We start from the raw sequence: 14941 nt of genomic DNA on the forward strand, positions 1-14941 counted from the left end.
ACTCCTGCACACACTAACGTGGATCCGTCCGATGCCTATCGGCTCGACTTCGGTCCGTCAAACACTTTCAGGTCGCCCCAGCGCGACGTGAGGAAGCTTGTTTCACTGCGAACTGACGCCGGCAAGGGATGCGCGCTTGCGGCCGCACCGGATAGGCCGGACAGCTCGAAGTAATCGAACAGGGCACTACCTGTACGAAAGCCGGCAAGCCATATCTCCGTGATGCTCTCGAGTGCCGCCTGCATACCCTCGAGCCTCCATACGGAATGTCTTACGAGCTCTGTTTCGCCGGCCACGATGACCAGTGTTCCATCTTCGAAGCTGATCGTAACGTCCGTCAATTCGCCAGAGCCCGTCCGAACGGCATCGGAGTATCCACTCATGTTGGTGGCGGCCAACCAGTTCAGGTTTAAGCCATCGTAAAAGGCGAAGGCATAATCGTAACCAAACACGTGGTTGGCCAGCTCGAGGCGGAACGCGGGCCACCGTGAATCCCCCGTATACCAGACCACTGAGGGAGCGCTTGTCCCCGTACGCCCGTAGCGTGCCCGGATCTTCCAAGATGTGACCGGAAGTGCCGGCTCGCGAGCCGCGTACGCCGGAACGGAAGGATTAGTCACACCAAGGCGTAAGACGCCGTCCGAAACGCTGGCGCTGGCTTGAACGATATTCCAGTCGGCCAAGCTCGAAACGGAGTCGAAATCGTCGCGGAAGCCGCCGCTCACCACTTCCACCGTCAGGTTCGCGCGCTGCGTCGCCGTCAGGCCCTCCGGATCGGCGGCCGTCACGGTCAGCGTCGTACTCCCAGCCCGCACGCCCACTAGTGTGAGGAGGCTCCCAGTAACGGTCGCCGTGGCCACATTTTTGTCGCTCACGCTCGCCGTGAAGGAAAGCTCGTCTGCGTTCGCGTCGCCGAAGTAGCTGGACAAGACGAGCGTCGCTGTATCCCCAGCCGGCAAGTTCTGCGCGGGGATCGCGCCGATTGGCCGGGGGGCGACGTTCGGATCCGCAACGGTTACTCGCGTGTTCTGCGTTGCGGCGAAGCCGTCCGGATCGGCCGCTGCCACCGACAGCGTGGCCGTGCCCTCCGCGACACCCACCAGCGTGGCGGTGCTTCCGGAGACGGTCACGGTGGCCACTTGCTCGTCGTCGGAGGTTGCCGAATAGGAAAGCTCGTCACCATCCGGATCGCGAAAGTACGATGATACCGTCAGAATCACCGTATCCTTGACCGACAGGCTCAGTGCCGCAATCGTCCCCCGCGGCTCCGGCGCTTGGTTAGGGGGCCGGACGGTGACCCGCACACTCTGGGTTGCCGTCAGGGCGGCCGGGTCCGCCGCCATCACGGTCACCATCGCCGTGCCCGCCCCCTCGGCCACCAGAACAAGCCTGCTGCCGGAAACGCTTGCCACGACCACCCTCTCACGGTCCGACGAGGCCGTGAACGACAGTGCGTCTCCGTCCGGATCCCTGAAGTAGGGGCCCATCTGCACCGTTTCCGCTTGACCGGCCCTCATCTGCTGCGTGGGAATCGCCGTCACCACAACCGGTGGCAAATTCGCAGCCTCCACCACCGTTTGGAAGCTCTGCGAAACCGTCAGGCGATCCGGGTCGGAGGCCATCACGGTGATCGTGGCCGACCCTTGTGCAACTCCGACGAGCGTCAACACGCTAGCCGACTGCGATACCGAGATAATCCCTGCGGCGGAAGAGGCCGCCGTGTACGTGAGGCTGCCACCATCCGGATCGCTGAAGTACGGGGACACGTCCAAAGTGATGGTTCGCCCTACCATAACAACCTGGTTCGGGATCGTTCCTATGGACTGCGGTGCGCGGGCCTCGGGCACCATCGGCACCGGCGCCGCGTCATCTCCGCAGGCGACTGCTGAAACGATGAGCAGCGCGATGATCACCAGGTATTCGTTTCGGTCTTTTGCGCAATCCATCAAAGTAACGCTCCTCATACCCAGAAGCCAGAACTCAACCAAGCGGAACCTATTTTACTGTTGCTCCTTACGCAGGTGCGGGCGGTGGCCAGCTACGGATTGCCTAGAAGGTAGCTGAACCACCGCCCGCCTTTTTCATCACGAAGTCCCTCTCAAGGTCCTAGGCTTGTAGTCTCTTCAATCCGGTCAATCGCCTTGAGAGAGACCTGGAACGAAACAGTTCCGTTTTTCCCTATACAGAACCTGCGAATTACGAACCCCATTCAAACAAAACGTCCGCAACGTACAGCACTGCTTCGTTGCCGGCTCCGCGACCGCTTGAGTCAACCGCCGCGTCCTCCGTCTCGATTGTGACGCAGAGCTGCTCGCCGCCTCCTGCGCTTGGACGAGTGATCGTGACAACTTCGTCGATCTCGATCTTGTTCGACCCGTTGGCAAGGTCGAAACCGTTGGCGTTGACACGCTTGGTGGTGCCCCTATCCGGAAGCGCCGTCAGGTTCGTCTCGCAGCTGCCCCCTCCGCCACTCCGCACCGTTAGCACGGCACTCTCAATCTCATTCGCATCGCTAATCGTTCCTACGACGCGCAGAACCGCGGAAGCGGCGCCCCGTGCATTAACCATACCCGCCGATGTCCCGTTACCCACCATCCAGCTTGGTGCTGTGTTGTCGATCGTGACGGTGAAGGATGTCGTGGCCCAGTTGGGCGGGGAAGCGTTGTCGGGAACGGCGACGTTCACCGTATGGCGGCGGTGCACCGCCAAGCTGTCGAGGTAGATGGTTACATCTCCCGTGGCGTTCATCTCGCCGTAGGTAGCGGGGGTTAGTCCGCTGCGATCCGAATTGCTTGCAGTCAGATAGCCACCCCAAGTCCGACGCGACGTCGGCAACCATGCGCCCGTGTAGACCCGGATGCTGTCCTCCACGACACCGCTTCCGGGATCGCCCGACTCGAGTTTCGGATCGCTGGTCGAGAAGGTCAACGTCGGCAACGAAATTGGCGTTTCCGAGTCGTTTCTCAGAATTACGGCCTTGTCCGGCTGTTCATCGGAGATTTCCGGAGCCCTGCGGTCGACGCCGAACGCCGCAGAACTTTGAACCCGGATGCCCCAAGCCTCAAGGAATGGCCGCGCATCGTTACCCATGCGATCGGTCATCGACTGCAACTCGGCAACGTAACATGCCACTCCATGCCGATCGACGCCATCGGTAGAAGCATCATCTTCGGGCAAATCGGCGATGCCGGTGGCGTTCTCGACGATGGGTACGAACGGCGTGGCCGTTCCGGTCCTGCCCGTATCCTTGTTCGCCGGTACGGAACAGTCGCCGACGGCAATAGTGGCTACCAAGCCAATGTGGTTCGCACTATTGTTGGGAACGAAGTCCGCAGTTGAACTTGAGCCGAGTTCCCACATTTCGGTAACGACCAGCCGCTGGGATACGCCCGCGAAGGTGTCGGAATAGTGCATGCCCTCTTCGATCTCTTCGTCGTCGTAGCTTTGGTCTCTACGGTCCCAACGCCCGACGTGGATTTTCGAAGGGGTCGTGTTGCGTCCGCTCAACCTGTCCCGAATCTCGTCCGGCAGTGGCGGCTTGAAGTCGATGCCGATTCCCTGCAAGTGTTCGGGACTTCTCGGCAAGTTGGCCGAGGGTAGATTGCCCGACGCGAATTTATCGCGAATGTCATTTCCGTCGGGATCCAGAACGCCGTTGATCACAAAGGCCGGGAGACCCTCGACGTACCGGTTCCAGTCGGGGTTGATATCCCAAGTGTAAGGGGGTGCCGACCTGGCCACCGGCCTGGCTTGTGTCGATATGGGGTTGGTTGCGGACGGAGCCAAGAAGCTGAGATCGACAGAACTTCTTCCCTGGGCACTCCCTCCGCCGGTCAAACGACCGACCACGATATCTTCGTCGAAGATGACTGGACACGCATGGAAGGAGTTCTGGTTGTCAGGCGCCGCCGGGCCGGGGCCGCCATACCATGTCACGTTTCCGGCAGTCGTTCCCGTATTGAATACGAACGCCTTCCCGGGGCTGAAGGCGAGGTCGATGTAGTTGCTGTTCTTCAACGTTATGGTCTGCGTGGCGAGAGTCTCTCTCGTCGCTCCCTCGGCGGTGGTGATGCGGGCACCGAGGACGCGGTCGCCGTTCATGTACATCGGTTCGAGCGGGTACCCCTCGCACGTGCCCTGCTTTTTTGCCGTGGGGAGGAGACATTCGATCTCGATCTGGCCGCCGCCCGAGTCGGCTAGGCCGGCAGCTTGGTCGCTCGATGTGCCGCGGCAGGAAATGACCGCATCGTCCAACGTCAGGGCTACCGCGGTCACCGTCTCGTCGTTGGACTGCACGTCGAGCAGGACGGAGATTGTACCCTTCACGTCGGTCGCAGCTACCAACGAATCCCGGTTGCTGACCGCCCGGAGGCCGAAGATCGTGACCGTGGCTTCCTTGATGGCGTCCTGGCCGACTTCGACGTTGAAGCCCTGGTTCGCCTGCAGGCCGTCCGGATCGGCTGCCGTGATCGTGACAACCGCACTTCCCCGGGCGACACCGGTCACCGTCGCGGTCGAGCCCTCGATGTTCACCGTGGCCACGGCGTCGCTGGACGAAGAAGCGCTGTACGTCAGCGCGTCGCCGTCTGGGTCGCTGAAGTAGCCGGCCGCAGGCACAGCGGCGGTGCCACCGATATCAACGGTGTGCGCCGGGATCGTGCCGACCGCCACGGGTGCCCGGTTCGCCACCGGAGGTGGCGGAGGTGGCGGAGGTGGCGGAGGTGGCGGAGGTGGCGGAGGTGGAATTGTGATTGGCGGAATTACCGGCGGCTCAACCGGCGGCGTGACCACCTCTATGGTGTCGCCGCAGGCGCCGATGACAACGGCTGCAAGCCCTGTTGCCAAGAACCCTTTCGTAACCTTCTTCATTCAACCCCTCCCAAGGCATTTTGCCCCGTTTTAGGTGCTACAGCATGCGGGCCTCTCCCGCGCCGACCGGCGACCATCCGAAACCGATCTTCGGGTGCGGTTGGCCAAGCCAGTTCGTTGTGTCTTCCATGCGTCACTTGCGACCCTCGTTTCATCAACTCCTCCTCACAGCATGAAACCCTTGCGGGCGACGACGCAAAAATCTCGGTCTCGCGCATAAAGTAGTATCGCTCGTCACCCAAGACAAGTAAGGTTCTTGTCCGAGCAGGAAGTGTACAAGTACGGCAATCACCTGACACCCGGCCTCGCCGAGGTCAGGTCTGTTCTCGGCGGAAGAAAGTCGCCTTGTAGCGTGCGACGGACAGCGCGAGTCCGCGGTCCGCCAGAGCCCGTGCCGCGATTCCGGCGTCGTCAAGCCGGACGAGGTCGTGCCAGTGCCTCGACCATCGCTCGCCCCGGACGCGTCCCTGGAGGCAGTAGACGTGCATTGAGGTCCGCCTTCTCCCAGAACGTGCGCTCGGCCAGCATGGCCGCAGGCAGCGCTTCCGGAAACGCGCGGCCGGGGAGGTGGCGGCGGCGTCACACACCACGCGATGAACAACGTGAGGCTCTCCCGTGGAGCGCGCGCCAAGAGTCCACTTGGACCTCCGGCCTCACGATGCCGCGTGGCTCGAAAAGCGGTTCGTAGCCGATGTAGAGCCGCTCGGCCTCCGCCCGTACCCGCGCCGGGAACCCGGCGGGCGCAAGCTCTTTCCGGACGAGCGGGCTGGCGGTGTCGCGCACCCAGTCGGCGAGGCGCGGCCGAATTACCCGGGTCTAGTGCCTCTCCTGGCCGCGTGTGGGCGGTAGCACCTCCTCGTTGCCGCCCGCAACGAGATCGGGAGCGAAGCCGCGAATGTCGTAGGTGATATCGGTGTCCTCGGAGAACCGGCGGATCGCGCGCCACACCTTGGAGAGCGACATCCCGCCCTTGAACACGAGGTGTCGTCCGAACGGTGCCTCGAACAGAATACCGAGGGTTGCGACGATCCAAGTGTCCTTCTCGAGCAGGAAGGTCCTCCTGTCTTCGCCGCCGCGCCGCAACATCCAAGGCGTCTCGCCGTTCGATCGCCGAGAGGCGCTGAAACCGGGTTTCAGCCATGCACGAGCCGTCTGTTCAGCGGCTCCGCCATCCACCCGGGCATTACGTCCCGCGCGGCCGCGAGATCGCTCACGGCCTCCCCGCTGAGCTGCGGAAACACGGCATCGAGGCTCCTCTCGACCTCGTCGGGGCCGAGCCACGCCAGCGCGCGTATGGCCACGCCGGCGGGCCGATGCGGCGCTGTCAATTGCCACGCCGGGGCGTGACGCAACTCCACCCGGTGACCCCCGAAATGCAGGAGGCGGTCGGGACCGGAGGTGAGATAGATCGATCGCACGGTGTTCTGCGTTGTCAGCCCAAGCCAGTTGGCTGCGAATGATCTCGCCCAGAGCGCCGAAAGGGAAGCAAGCGCCTTCTCCAGACGCGGCGCCCTGAGGCCGAATCTGGTTTGAATCGGACGCATGTAGACGCCACGGCAGATCCGCAGGAGCCGCTCCGAATGCACGAGGCGGGATAGCGACCGGACCACCGCAGCGCGGTCGCCGAGGTGCAGGAGGTCGTCCGCCTGTATCGGGGTGGCCTCCGGCTTGGCCTCTGCGGACTCAATAATTCTCTTCGGACAGCACTGTTCATCGCGTGCCTGTGCTCCATCGCAAGTCGGTCGATCCAACCAATATGAGGTGAGGTCGCGGAGGGGCGACTGCCAACCGTCCCCCTCAGGAGTGCGCCCCGGAGCCGTGTCCTGACCGCAAACTTCCGTTGACGTGGCACCCACGCGTGCCTAACGGTTCTTCCGTCTCCCACAATGCCGAGATGACCGGCCCGCTTCATGGCGTCGCCGAAGACTTGGCCGCTTGGCAGAGAGAACAGGGCCGCTATCCCAGCGTCGCTCACAGCTTCCTGGAGCACCAGACCGCCCGTCCGACGACGCGGATCTCCTCGGCGGGCCGCTCGTAGCTGTCGTATTCGGGGTTGAGGGACTTCAGCACCACGCGCGGCGGCTCGGAGTGCGGCACGTGCTCGATCCGCTTTGCGACGAGCGCGATGCCGTCCCAGATCACGAAGATCCCCGGCGGTGCGGGCACCGTCCGGCTCACGTCGATCATGATGTGGTCACCGCTTGAGAGCAGCGGTTCCATCGAGTCCCCGTCCACCTCGACCATCCACAGGTCGCCGGGATCGGCGCGGAGCCGGTGGCGGATGAACGAATCGGCGAACATCCACGCATCTCCGGTCACCCGCAGCTCGCCGTTCAAGGGTTCCTCCGCGTCCGGCTCCTCTCTGAGGTCCGCCTCCGGCACGGCGCTGTAGCCGACCGGCGCGGCGTAGGCGTCGTCGGGCGGCGAAGGCCGCGTGGCGTTCGTCGAAAGCCGGAAACTCCGACCGTGCTTGAGTAGCTCGGGCCGGCAGCCCAGATGCTCGGCCAGAATCTCACGGTCGTCCTCGGCGAGGACCTTCGGCGTGCCCCGGTAGATGAACTGCTGCAGGTAGGCGTCGTTGCGGCCCATGGCGACCGAGGCGGTGAGCAGGTTCGAGCCCTTCGCCTCCAGCAGCCGGAGCAGCCGCTTGCGCACCGGATCGAGCCGCGCGGCGGGTCTTTTCTTCTTGCGTCCCATGGGGCTGAAGTAGTCCCGATTCCGGCCGGTTTCGCAAGCCGGAGAGGGAGCCATCGACCGAACGGTCCGGCATCGCCCTCCACGTCCGGATATGTGGCCTGCCACTCGCTGGCCGGCGACGCCAAGTCCGCCGTTTCCGCGCCTACCGCCCAGTCCACTTTCAGATCGTTTCGGGAGTGACTGTCCGCAAGCGTGCGCGGGGGTGCTTCACCGCCCCACTGGCGGCGGCGTCCAGTGCCAACCCGACGGTATTGGACATCCTCGACGTTATCGACATTTGGGTGATCTCCTAGCTGTTGCGCGACTTGCGAGAATCTTTTCACCGTTTTCGCCATGAAGACGCAAGAGCAGTACGGCCATGGAGACGTTGGAGCGGTATTTCAACGCGCGCATCGCCGCGTTTCTCAAGAGCACGGGCATGTCGCCGACCACGTTCGGCATGAGGGCCGTGGGCGACCCGAATCTGATGCGCCAGATCGCAGAGGGGCGCTCGCTGTCGCTGCGGATGGCGGACCGGGTTCTGGCGTTCATCGACGGCTACGACGCGGACTCGGACGTGGCGCGCACTCCACCCCACCGCCCCCGCCAGCGGCGCCGCTGGCCGAAAGCAGCCGCGGGACGAACGAGAGGGGGTGGAGCGATGGCCGATAGGCCGAGCAAGAGGAGAACCGACGAGTCGATCCGATTCATCCGGGCATCCGAGATCGCAGCCCGGCTGGGCGTGGCGCGGTCGACGATCTACGGCTGGGTGGAGGTGGGTCGCTTTCCCCCGCCGATCCACCTGGGTCCGCGCGTGGTCGGCTGGATCAGGTCGGAGTTCGACGCGTGGGTCCACAATCGAATTGCCGAGACACGGGGCGGTGGAAGGTCCGTCGTCCCAATGACCCTTCAGGGAGAGGAAAACAGGCGATGAGGACGATACCGACGAAGATGGGAGCGGCCGCGTGGGCCGCGCTGTGGCTGCTTATGCCCGCCCGCCTGTGGGCGCAGGGCACGAGCCCGTGGGTGGATGCGGTGACCGAGCTTCAGACGCAGTTCACGGGACCGATCGCACGCGGCCTGTCGCTGATCGCGATCGTGGTGGGCGGGCTGATGTTCGCGTTCGGCGAGGGGGGCAGCAAGCGCACGCTGGCCGGGATCATCTTCGGGATCGGGATGGCCGTGGGCGCGGTGAACTTCCTGGACTGGCTCTTCTGATGCGGGGCCTCAGGCGCTGGCCGGGCTACGCGGCGCTGAACCGTCCGCTGACGGTGCTGGGCGTCGAGCGGCGGCTGTTCCTGCTGGGCGCGACGCTCTCCGTCGCGGTGTGGAATGCGACGGCATCGCTGGTGGCGGGCGGCGCGGTGTTCGCGGGTTGCTACGGCGCGGGTTGGCTCGCGGGCCGCAGCGACCCGGCGATGCTGGCGGTGCTCCGGTCGGCAGCGCGCTACCCGGCCCGGTACGATCCGGGCAAATGGGCGGACGAGCCGTGGCACATCTTGGTCCGCGGGGGTTCCCGGTGAGGGTCGCCGACGAACTCCGGGCCTACGAGGCGGCGGGCTCGCTGGCCGAGGAACTGCCCTACTGGGGCTGGCTCGATGATGGCTGCACTTGCCTGACCCGTGCGGGCGAGCTGATCGCGGCGGGCCGGATCCGGCCCGCCGTGGTGGACGGCCGCACGCCGGAGCAGATCGACCGCGTGCTGGGACTCTGGCAGAGGTTGCTCTCGGGCCTCGGTCCCGACACGCGGCTCCAGTTCCACCTGCTCCGGCGTCCCACCCATGCCGAGGATCCGGAGACGAGCGGTTCGGACATCGCGTCCGTCTCGGGGCGCAAGCGAAGCGCGTTCCTCGCCGGGCGCGTCCAGCGGCTCGACGCCTTTGTGGTATGGACGCACAACCCGGGCCTCCGTCCGGTCGGCGGGAGTTCCGGGTCGGGACCGCTATCGCGGCTCAAGCGATTGCGGAAGCGCGGCGGCAAGATGGGGGCGACCTACCTCGCCTCGGAGATCGAGTCGGCCACTGACCGCTTCCGGGCGATGATCGACGCGGGCCGCTCGCTCGTTGCCGAACACACGCCGGTCGAGCTGCTCGGAGCGCACGAGGCGTCCGGGCTCCTTTCCGAGTTGACGAACAAGCCCGGCACCTACTGGGACGGTGCGACGGGCAGCGGCATGAACTGGCGGCTCGCGCTGTCGGAGCTGGAGGCGGAGCGCTCCCACCTGAGGCTCGACGGCGAGCCGGTGATCCTCTACTCGCTTCTGTCGCCGCCGGGGCAGGCGCACGCGAACCTTCTCGAACTCGCGCCCGGTGAGACCGAACCGACGCTTCGGCTACAGCCCTTCGCTCTGCCCCCGACCACGAGGACGTTCCAGTTCCTCACCGGCTGGGTGCTTCGGCTCCTGAAGCTCGGAGGGTACGAGGCCGACGGGGGGGACACGAGCGAGATCCGCGCGCGGATTGAGGACCTCTACGCGCTCGGGCCTGAGCGCCGGACGCTGAGCGTGCTGGCCGGTTCGCTCCCGGTCGCAATGTGGCCCGCGCTGAGCCGCTGGACCGAGGGCGGTGCCTGGGGTGCGTTCTTCGACAACGCGCCGTCGGACGGGGCGGACATCGAGTTCCGCGACTGGCAGGTGATCGACCTAGCGGGCGCGGCGGAACACGCCGACCTGTGCGAGGCGGCGCTGTCGTACCTGCTTGAGCGCATGCGCCTCGAGATCGAGGACCCGACCGAGACATCTCGTCTCAAGCTGATGGTCGTCGACGAGGCGTGGCGGTACATGCAGGACCGCGCCGTGCTGAACTACCTGGCCGAGGCGGCCAAGACGTGGCGCAAGAAGAACGCCGCGCTCGTGCTCGCCACGCAGTCCGCCGTGGACGTGACAGGGACGCCGGGCGCTTCGGCGCTCCTCGAGTCGATCCCCACCAAGCTGTTCCTCGCCAACCCGGAGCTGCCGGCCGAGGCCGGAGCCCTGTTTCGGCTGAACGAGTCGGAAGTCGCCCGGATCCGGGAGCTGACCCCGAAGCGCGAACTGTATCTGCGCCGCCCGTCCGATGCGGCGGTGCTCCGTCTCGAAGTCGATCCCGAGAGCTACTGGCTCTACACCTCCTCGCCGCTGGACGCCGAGAAGCGCGCCGAGGCCGTGGCGAGACACGGCCTGGTCCGAGGGCTCGAAGCGCTCGCGGGCCTCACCCATCCCACCCCACCAACGGAGAGGACGTGAACACCATGAGAACAACTCCCACCCTCGCGATCATGCTGGGACTGTTCGTCGCCCTGATGGCGGTGCTTCTGCTGGCGCTCCCCGGCGACGCCTGCGCGCAGCAACCGGGCACTGATGCCGCCTACCTGCGAGTGCCGATGCCGGAGGAGGGTGATGAACGGATCCCCGGATCCGCGCGCGCGTGCGCCACACAACGGTAATCGTGCTCCCGGCCGAAGAGCGGATCCTCGACTTCGTGGCCGGCGACTCCGAGTACTGGCACCTGACCGGCGCGGCCAACGTCGCGTACCTCAAGCCGCTGGCCGAGGACGCGGCCACGAACGTCGCGCTCGTTTGCGAGTCGGGGCGCATCTACTCGTTCCTCGTCGCCGAGCACGGCGAAAAGCCGCCCCACCTGGTCGTTCGCGTCGAGGCGGGCGCGGAGGCGGCGGGCATCTCCGGCGCGGCCGGGATCGCGGAGGCGCGTGAGCGGGCGGCCGCGGAGGTCGAAGCGTTCCGCGCCTCCTACCCCGAACGGCTCCGGTTCGAGTACCGGCTGGACCGGGGTGCGTCCGAGCGGCCCTTCCGGGTCGAGGCGATGTGGCACGACGGGCGGTTCACCTACATCCGCTCGCACGCGCAGGAAGCCCCGGCGCTCTACGAGCTCCAGGACGGCGAGCCGAGTCTGGTCGCGTTCGATCTGACGGAGGACGGGCTCTGCATCGCCCGCCATGTCCTAGGCGACGGATGGCTTCAGCTCGGCGACAAGCGGCTGCACTGGTGGTTCGAGCCCGGGCAGGATCCCCGATGAGCCGCTGGAAGCAGTGGTTCAAGGAGCCGAAGGGCGCGCTGCCCGGCGGCCTCGTCACGAAAGTCGGGATCGCCCTGATCACCGTGCTCGTGGCGGGGTTGCTGTTCTCCTCGACGCTCAGCGGTCCTGATGAGATGGCCGAGGGGGTCGCCCCCACGGAGTCGCGGCCCGTGGACGACCGCACGGGCCGCTCGCTCGACGGCCGCTTCGATGCCGAGACGGAGCGCCAGAGCCAGCAGGCGGCGGCCGATGCGGACAGTGAGCGGCAACAGTCCGATGACGCCGGGCAGGAACCGGACCGGCAAGACGCGGGGGCGGACGCCGGCAACGCCGGTGCCCATGCCAGCCTCGGCCAGGCCGAGTTCGAGCTTCGCGAGGCGCTCCGGCTCGAGGAGGTTGAGCGCAGGACGCGCTCGCGTCGCTCGGGCAGTCGCTGGCTGCGCTTGAGGCCAAGATGGCGGCCGGGCTGGCAAGCGGAGACTTCGCGCCCGGTATGGGCGGTTCAGCGTCTCCCCCTCGTTCTACCGGTAGGGGGCGCGACGGCCATGCAACTACCCCCGCAGTCCATCGACCCGAACGTCCCCACGCAGATCCCGGAGAACCAACTCCCGGACTTCAAGAGCTTCCTCGACGTGGTGCTCGACACCGTTGTCGGCGGAGCCGCGCCCGACGTGCATACGCTGGGACTTCAGCTCTGGGGCGGGCTCGCGGCCGTGATGGTCGCCTGGACCGGACTCAAGATCGCGTTCAGCGGCACCTTCCAGCCCTGGGACATCGTCAAGCTCGTGATCGGGATCGCGATCCCCCGCACGCTCCTCCACTACTACACCGTCCCGATCCCCGGCGTCGGATCCACCTTCCCCGCCATGGTCGCCGGGGGCGGGATCTGGCTTCAGAACCTGTTCCTGTCCGACGTGGTGTCGGCCGGGTACACGGAGATGACCGCGCTCGTGCAGGCGTACTCGGCGCACCTGAGCGCGGCGTGGTCCACGGGCAACCTGCTCTCGGTCGTGACGGCGGGAACGACCGTGATCTTCTCCTCGCTGGTCACGCTCGTGATGGGCGCCTCGCTCGTGGTCTGCCTGCTCGCGCTCTTCTGCGTCACCTACGCGCAGGTGATCTGGGCGCAGGTCGCCATCGCCATCGCGATCCTGCTCGGTCCCGTGTTCATCGCGTTCCTGCTCTTCGAGCCGCTCTCGTTCCTGTTCTGGGGATGGTTCCGGACGCTGATGGTCTACACGCTCTACGGCGTCGTGGCCGGTGCGGTGCTGCGCGTCTTCATGGGCGTCGGACTCGGCTACATCACGACGTACGCCGATGCCCTGATGGGCACCGGGACCCGCGGACCCGTTCGAACTCTGGCTCTGGGCCGTCGTCCTCATGCCGCTCGTCGTCTGCGGCCTCATGGCCGGTCTCAAGGTCGGCGAACTCGCCTCGATGCTCGTCTCCGGCTCCGGCTCCGCCGGGTCCGGGTTCGTCGCCCTCGTCATGCAGGGCGCCAGCAAGGCCGCCGCCCCCATCAGGCCCCCCGTCTGAACGGAAGGAGATCCAATGATGAAACTAGACCGTGACGCTGGCCGCGAGTACGCCGAGATCTGGGGCGAGGCGGTCGAGGCGAACCGGAAGCTGCGGAGGATCCTGATCTTCCTCTCGGCAAGCGTTGTTCTCGGCGCTCTGGTGCTGCTCAGGATCGCGGGCGCCGAGCCGCCCAAGCCTATTGTGGTGCGCGTGGACGAGGTGGGCCGCGCCGAGGCGCTGGCCTACGAGGCCGCCACGGCGCAGGCCGATCCGCTCGATCCAACGACCAAGTACTTCCTGAACCGGTTCGTCCACGACTTCCACTCGAGGCGCCGTGCGACGGCGCAGGAGAACTGGACACGCAGCCTCCGGTTCCTGTCGACCGATCTCGCGAACGCGGCGTTCCAGAGGGATGGGGCGGAGGTCGCGAGCGTCGCGGCGGGGACGGCAGAGACCGAACTCGAAGTCGAGCAGGTCGTGCTGCGCATCCATCCCGCGCCCGAGCCGCCGCACGGCGCGACGGCCGACTTCGATCTCGTGCAGTTGCGCGGCGAACAGGAGCTGCGGCGCGAACGCTGGACGCTCACGCTGCGCTTCGAGTTCCTCGACTCGGTCCCGCCCGAGCTGGTCGTCCACAACCCGATGGGGCTCCTCGTCACCTACATGCGGGCCGACCGGGCGCTGGTGACCGGGGGCGGCCGATGATCGCGCATCTCAAGGGGCGCGAGAAGGAGCTGGAGTCGTTCGGGTGGACGGGCCGCAAGGCCGAGTGGATCGCGCTCGCGTGCCTCCACAGCGGCGTGTTCACGCCTGCGCAGCTCACGGCGTGGCTCCAGACCCGCGGCCGCACGGCCCGCCGGTTCGTACGGGCCATCACGGCGCAGAAGTTGGCCGCGAAGGAGACGCTGCACGGACGAAGGGTGTGCCGGATCTTCTCGCGGCCGGTCTACCGGGCGCTCGGAGCCGAGCACATCCGCCACCGCAAGACGGCTTCCGAGGAAGTGCTCCTGCGCCGTCTTCTCTCGCTCGACTACGTCATCGACCACACGGAGCTTCCCTGGCTCCCGACCGAGCCCGAGAAGGTTGCCGCGTTCGAAGCGCTCGGCATCGAGCACGAACTGCTGCCGGTGAGGGTGTACGGCCGGACCGCCCGCGAGACCCGGCGTTACTTCCCGGTCAAGCTGCCCGTCGCACTGGACGAGCGCCACGCCCTGTTCGTCTACGCCGATCCAGGCCACGACACGGCGACGGCGCTGCACTCGTGGGGCCGTTCGCACCGGGGACTGTGGCACGCGCTCCAAGTCCGGGGGCTGGCCGTCGAGGTTGCCGCGGTTGTGCGAACCGCGCCGGAACTCGCGCGGGCTCGCAAGGTGCTCGGGCATTGGGCCGATGCGCCCCCCGAGGCGAATGCCGCCGATCCGGCCCGCCGCGAAATCAAGCGGATCGAACAGACGATCCTGGGCATGGACGACGCGGCGGTCGAGAAGCTCGGCGGGTTCCAAAGCTGCCTCGTGCGGATCGCCGAACTCAAGAAGCGGGTCCGGTCCGCCGGCACGGCGGTCGACGGCTTCACGGCATGGCGTTCCGGGCGGCTTCGCGGAGGCCCGTCTTGACCGCCGGATTGCGGGGTCCCGGGGCCGTAGAGCGGGGGTCCGTTCGACGTTGGGGGTCGGCGGACATGGTATCGCGCCTTGGGCGGACAGGCCGCCGGTTCCGCATGTCGCTGGACGGATTGCGGTTGCGCCACGGCCGGACGAGTGGTCGCGGCACGCGGGCGCCGGCGACCGTGGCCGGAGCGACCCCCCTCCTTGGACGCGTGGCGTGCCATCGGGGAGGATCGGCATGGACACGTCCATTCCGTCCTC

15 protein-coding genes are annotated in these 14941 nt (G+C 66.4%); 9 read left to right on the forward strand and 6 right to left on the reverse strand.

What is annotated here, in order from left to right; all coding sequences use genetic code 11:
* Window positions 1-35: 35 nt before the first annotated feature.
* From ACOOGH_RS09110 to ACOOGH_RS09135, 6 genes are all read right to left on the reverse strand, one after another.
* A complete protein-coding gene (locus ACOOGH_RS09110) occupies window positions 36-1946 on the reverse strand; it encodes a hypothetical protein (protein WP_420448608.1) in 1911 nt (636 codons plus the stop codon).
* Window positions 1947-2196: 250 nt separating this feature from the next.
* The gene (locus tag ACOOGH_RS09115) at window positions 2197-4671 is read right to left on the reverse strand and encodes a hypothetical protein (protein WP_420448609.1); all 2475 of its coding nucleotides are present in this window, start codon (window positions 4669-4671) and stop codon (window positions 2197-2199) included.
* 512 nt (window positions 4672-5183) lie between these two features.
* Window positions 5184-5357 (reverse strand): hypothetical protein, encoded by a 174-nt coding sequence (locus tag ACOOGH_RS09120; RefSeq protein WP_420448610.1) that lies wholly within the window; start codon window positions 5355-5357, stop codon window positions 5184-5186.
* A 328-nt stretch (window positions 5358-5685) separates the two neighbouring features.
* The gene (locus ACOOGH_RS09125; RefSeq protein WP_420448611.1) at window positions 5686-5955 is read right to left on the reverse strand and encodes a nucleotidyl transferase AbiEii/AbiGii toxin family protein; all 270 of its coding nucleotides are present in this window, start codon (window positions 5953-5955) and stop codon (window positions 5686-5688) included.
* Between the two features lie 47 nt (window positions 5956-6002).
* Window positions 6003-6725 (reverse strand): DUF6088 family protein, encoded by a 723-nt coding sequence (locus ACOOGH_RS09130; protein WP_420448612.1) that lies wholly within the window; start codon window positions 6723-6725, stop codon window positions 6003-6005.
* 115 nt (window positions 6726-6840) lie between these two features.
* Complete coding sequence (locus ACOOGH_RS09135) at window positions 6841-7566, reverse strand: S24 family peptidase (RefSeq protein WP_420448613.1); 726 nt, start codon at window positions 7564-7566, stop codon at window positions 6841-6843.
* Between the two features lie 358 nt (window positions 7567-7924).
* Here ACOOGH_RS09135 and ACOOGH_RS09140 point away from each other — a divergent pair, with 358 nt between their 5' ends.
* Genes ACOOGH_RS09140 through ACOOGH_RS09180 form a run of 9 tightly spaced genes read left to right on the forward strand, consistent with a single transcriptional unit; the run spans window position 7925 to window position 14689 of the window.
* Window positions 7925-8479, forward strand: a complete 555-nt coding sequence (locus ACOOGH_RS09140; protein WP_420448614.1) for a helix-turn-helix transcriptional regulator — start codon at window positions 7925-7927, stop codon at window positions 8477-8479.
* Window positions 8476-8763, forward strand: coding sequence for a TrbC/VirB2 family protein (locus ACOOGH_RS09145; RefSeq protein ID WP_420448615.1), 288 nt, complete (start codon window positions 8476-8478; stop codon window positions 8761-8763). The genes ACOOGH_RS09140 and ACOOGH_RS09145 overlap by 4 nt, the downstream gene beginning before the upstream one ends.
* On the forward strand, window positions 8763-9068 hold the full coding sequence (locus ACOOGH_RS09150; RefSeq protein ID WP_420448616.1) for a VirB3 family type IV secretion system protein: 306 nt from the start codon (window positions 8763-8765) through the stop codon (window positions 9066-9068). Before ACOOGH_RS09145 ends, ACOOGH_RS09150 begins: the two co-directional genes overlap by 1 nt.
* On the forward strand, window positions 9065-10768 hold the full coding sequence (locus tag ACOOGH_RS09155; RefSeq protein WP_420448617.1) for a VirB4 family type IV secretion system protein: 1704 nt from the start codon (window positions 9065-9067) through the stop codon (window positions 10766-10768). Before ACOOGH_RS09150 ends, ACOOGH_RS09155 begins: the two co-directional genes overlap by 4 nt.
* Before the next feature lie 5 nt (window positions 10769-10773).
* Complete coding sequence (locus ACOOGH_RS09160) at window positions 10774-10968, forward strand: hypothetical protein (protein ID WP_420448618.1); 195 nt, start codon at window positions 10774-10776, stop codon at window positions 10966-10968.
* Window positions 10950-11558, forward strand: a complete 609-nt coding sequence (locus ACOOGH_RS09165) for a TrbG/VirB9 family P-type conjugative transfer protein (protein ID WP_420448619.1) — start codon at window positions 10950-10952, stop codon at window positions 11556-11558. The genes ACOOGH_RS09160 and ACOOGH_RS09165 overlap by 19 nt, the downstream gene beginning before the upstream one ends.
* A complete protein-coding gene (locus ACOOGH_RS09170; protein ID WP_420448620.1) occupies window positions 11555-13129 on the forward strand; it encodes a type IV secretion system protein in 1575 nt (524 codons plus the stop codon). The genes ACOOGH_RS09165 and ACOOGH_RS09170 overlap by 4 nt, the downstream gene beginning before the upstream one ends.
* A complete protein-coding gene (locus tag ACOOGH_RS09175) occupies window positions 13110-13781 on the forward strand; it encodes a VirB8/TrbF family protein (RefSeq protein ID WP_420448621.1) in 672 nt (223 codons plus the stop codon). The genes ACOOGH_RS09170 and ACOOGH_RS09175 overlap by 20 nt, the downstream gene beginning before the upstream one ends.
* The gene (locus ACOOGH_RS09180) at window positions 13778-14689 is read left to right on the forward strand and encodes a hypothetical protein (protein WP_420448622.1); all 912 of its coding nucleotides are present in this window, start codon (window positions 13778-13780) and stop codon (window positions 14687-14689) included. The genes ACOOGH_RS09175 and ACOOGH_RS09180 overlap by 4 nt, the downstream gene beginning before the upstream one ends.
* The last annotated feature ends 252 nt before the right edge of the window (window positions 14690-14941 follow it).

The organism is Candidatus Palauibacter sp., assembly GCF_965213655.1.
GTDB lineage: Bacteria > Gemmatimonadota > Gemmatimonadetes > Palauibacterales > Palauibacteraceae > Palauibacter.

What these genes read in the sequence shown, in the direction of transcription:
- ACOOGH_RS09110 (WP_420448608.1), bottom strand. Translation starts at nt 1,946, where the DNA reads ATGGATTGCGCAAAAGACCGAAACGAATACCTGGTGATCATCGCGCTG.
- ACOOGH_RS09120 (WP_420448610.1), bottom strand. Translation starts at nt 5,357, where the DNA reads ATGCACGTCTACTGCCTCCAGGGACGCGTCCGGGGCGAGCGATGGTCG.
- ACOOGH_RS09125 (WP_420448611.1), bottom strand. Translation starts at nt 5,955, where the DNA reads ATGTTGCGGCGCGGCGGCGAAGACAGGAGGACCTTCCTGCTCGAGAAG.
- ACOOGH_RS09135 (WP_420448613.1), bottom strand. Translation starts at nt 7,566, where the DNA reads ATGGGACGCAAGAAGAAAAGACCCGCCGCGCGGCTCGATCCGGTGCGC.
- ACOOGH_RS09140 (WP_420448614.1), top strand. Translation starts at nt 7,925, where the DNA reads ATGGAGACGTTGGAGCGGTATTTCAACGCGCGCATCGCCGCGTTTCTC.
- ACOOGH_RS09145 (WP_420448615.1), top strand. Translation starts at nt 8,476, where the DNA reads ATGAGGACGATACCGACGAAGATGGGAGCGGCCGCGTGGGCCGCGCTG.
- ACOOGH_RS09150 (WP_420448616.1), top strand. Translation starts at nt 8,763, where the DNA reads ATGCGGGGCCTCAGGCGCTGGCCGGGCTACGCGGCGCTGAACCGTCCG.
- ACOOGH_RS09160 (WP_420448618.1), top strand. Translation starts at nt 10,774, where the DNA reads ATGAGAACAACTCCCACCCTCGCGATCATGCTGGGACTGTTCGTCGCC.
- ACOOGH_RS09170 (WP_420448620.1), top strand. Translation starts at nt 11,555, where the DNA reads ATGAGCCGCTGGAAGCAGTGGTTCAAGGAGCCGAAGGGCGCGCTGCCC.
- ACOOGH_RS09175 (WP_420448621.1), top strand. Translation starts at nt 13,110, where the DNA reads ATGATGAAACTAGACCGTGACGCTGGCCGCGAGTACGCCGAGATCTGG.
- ACOOGH_RS09180 (WP_420448622.1), top strand. Translation starts at nt 13,778, where the DNA reads ATGATCGCGCATCTCAAGGGGCGCGAGAAGGAGCTGGAGTCGTTCGGG.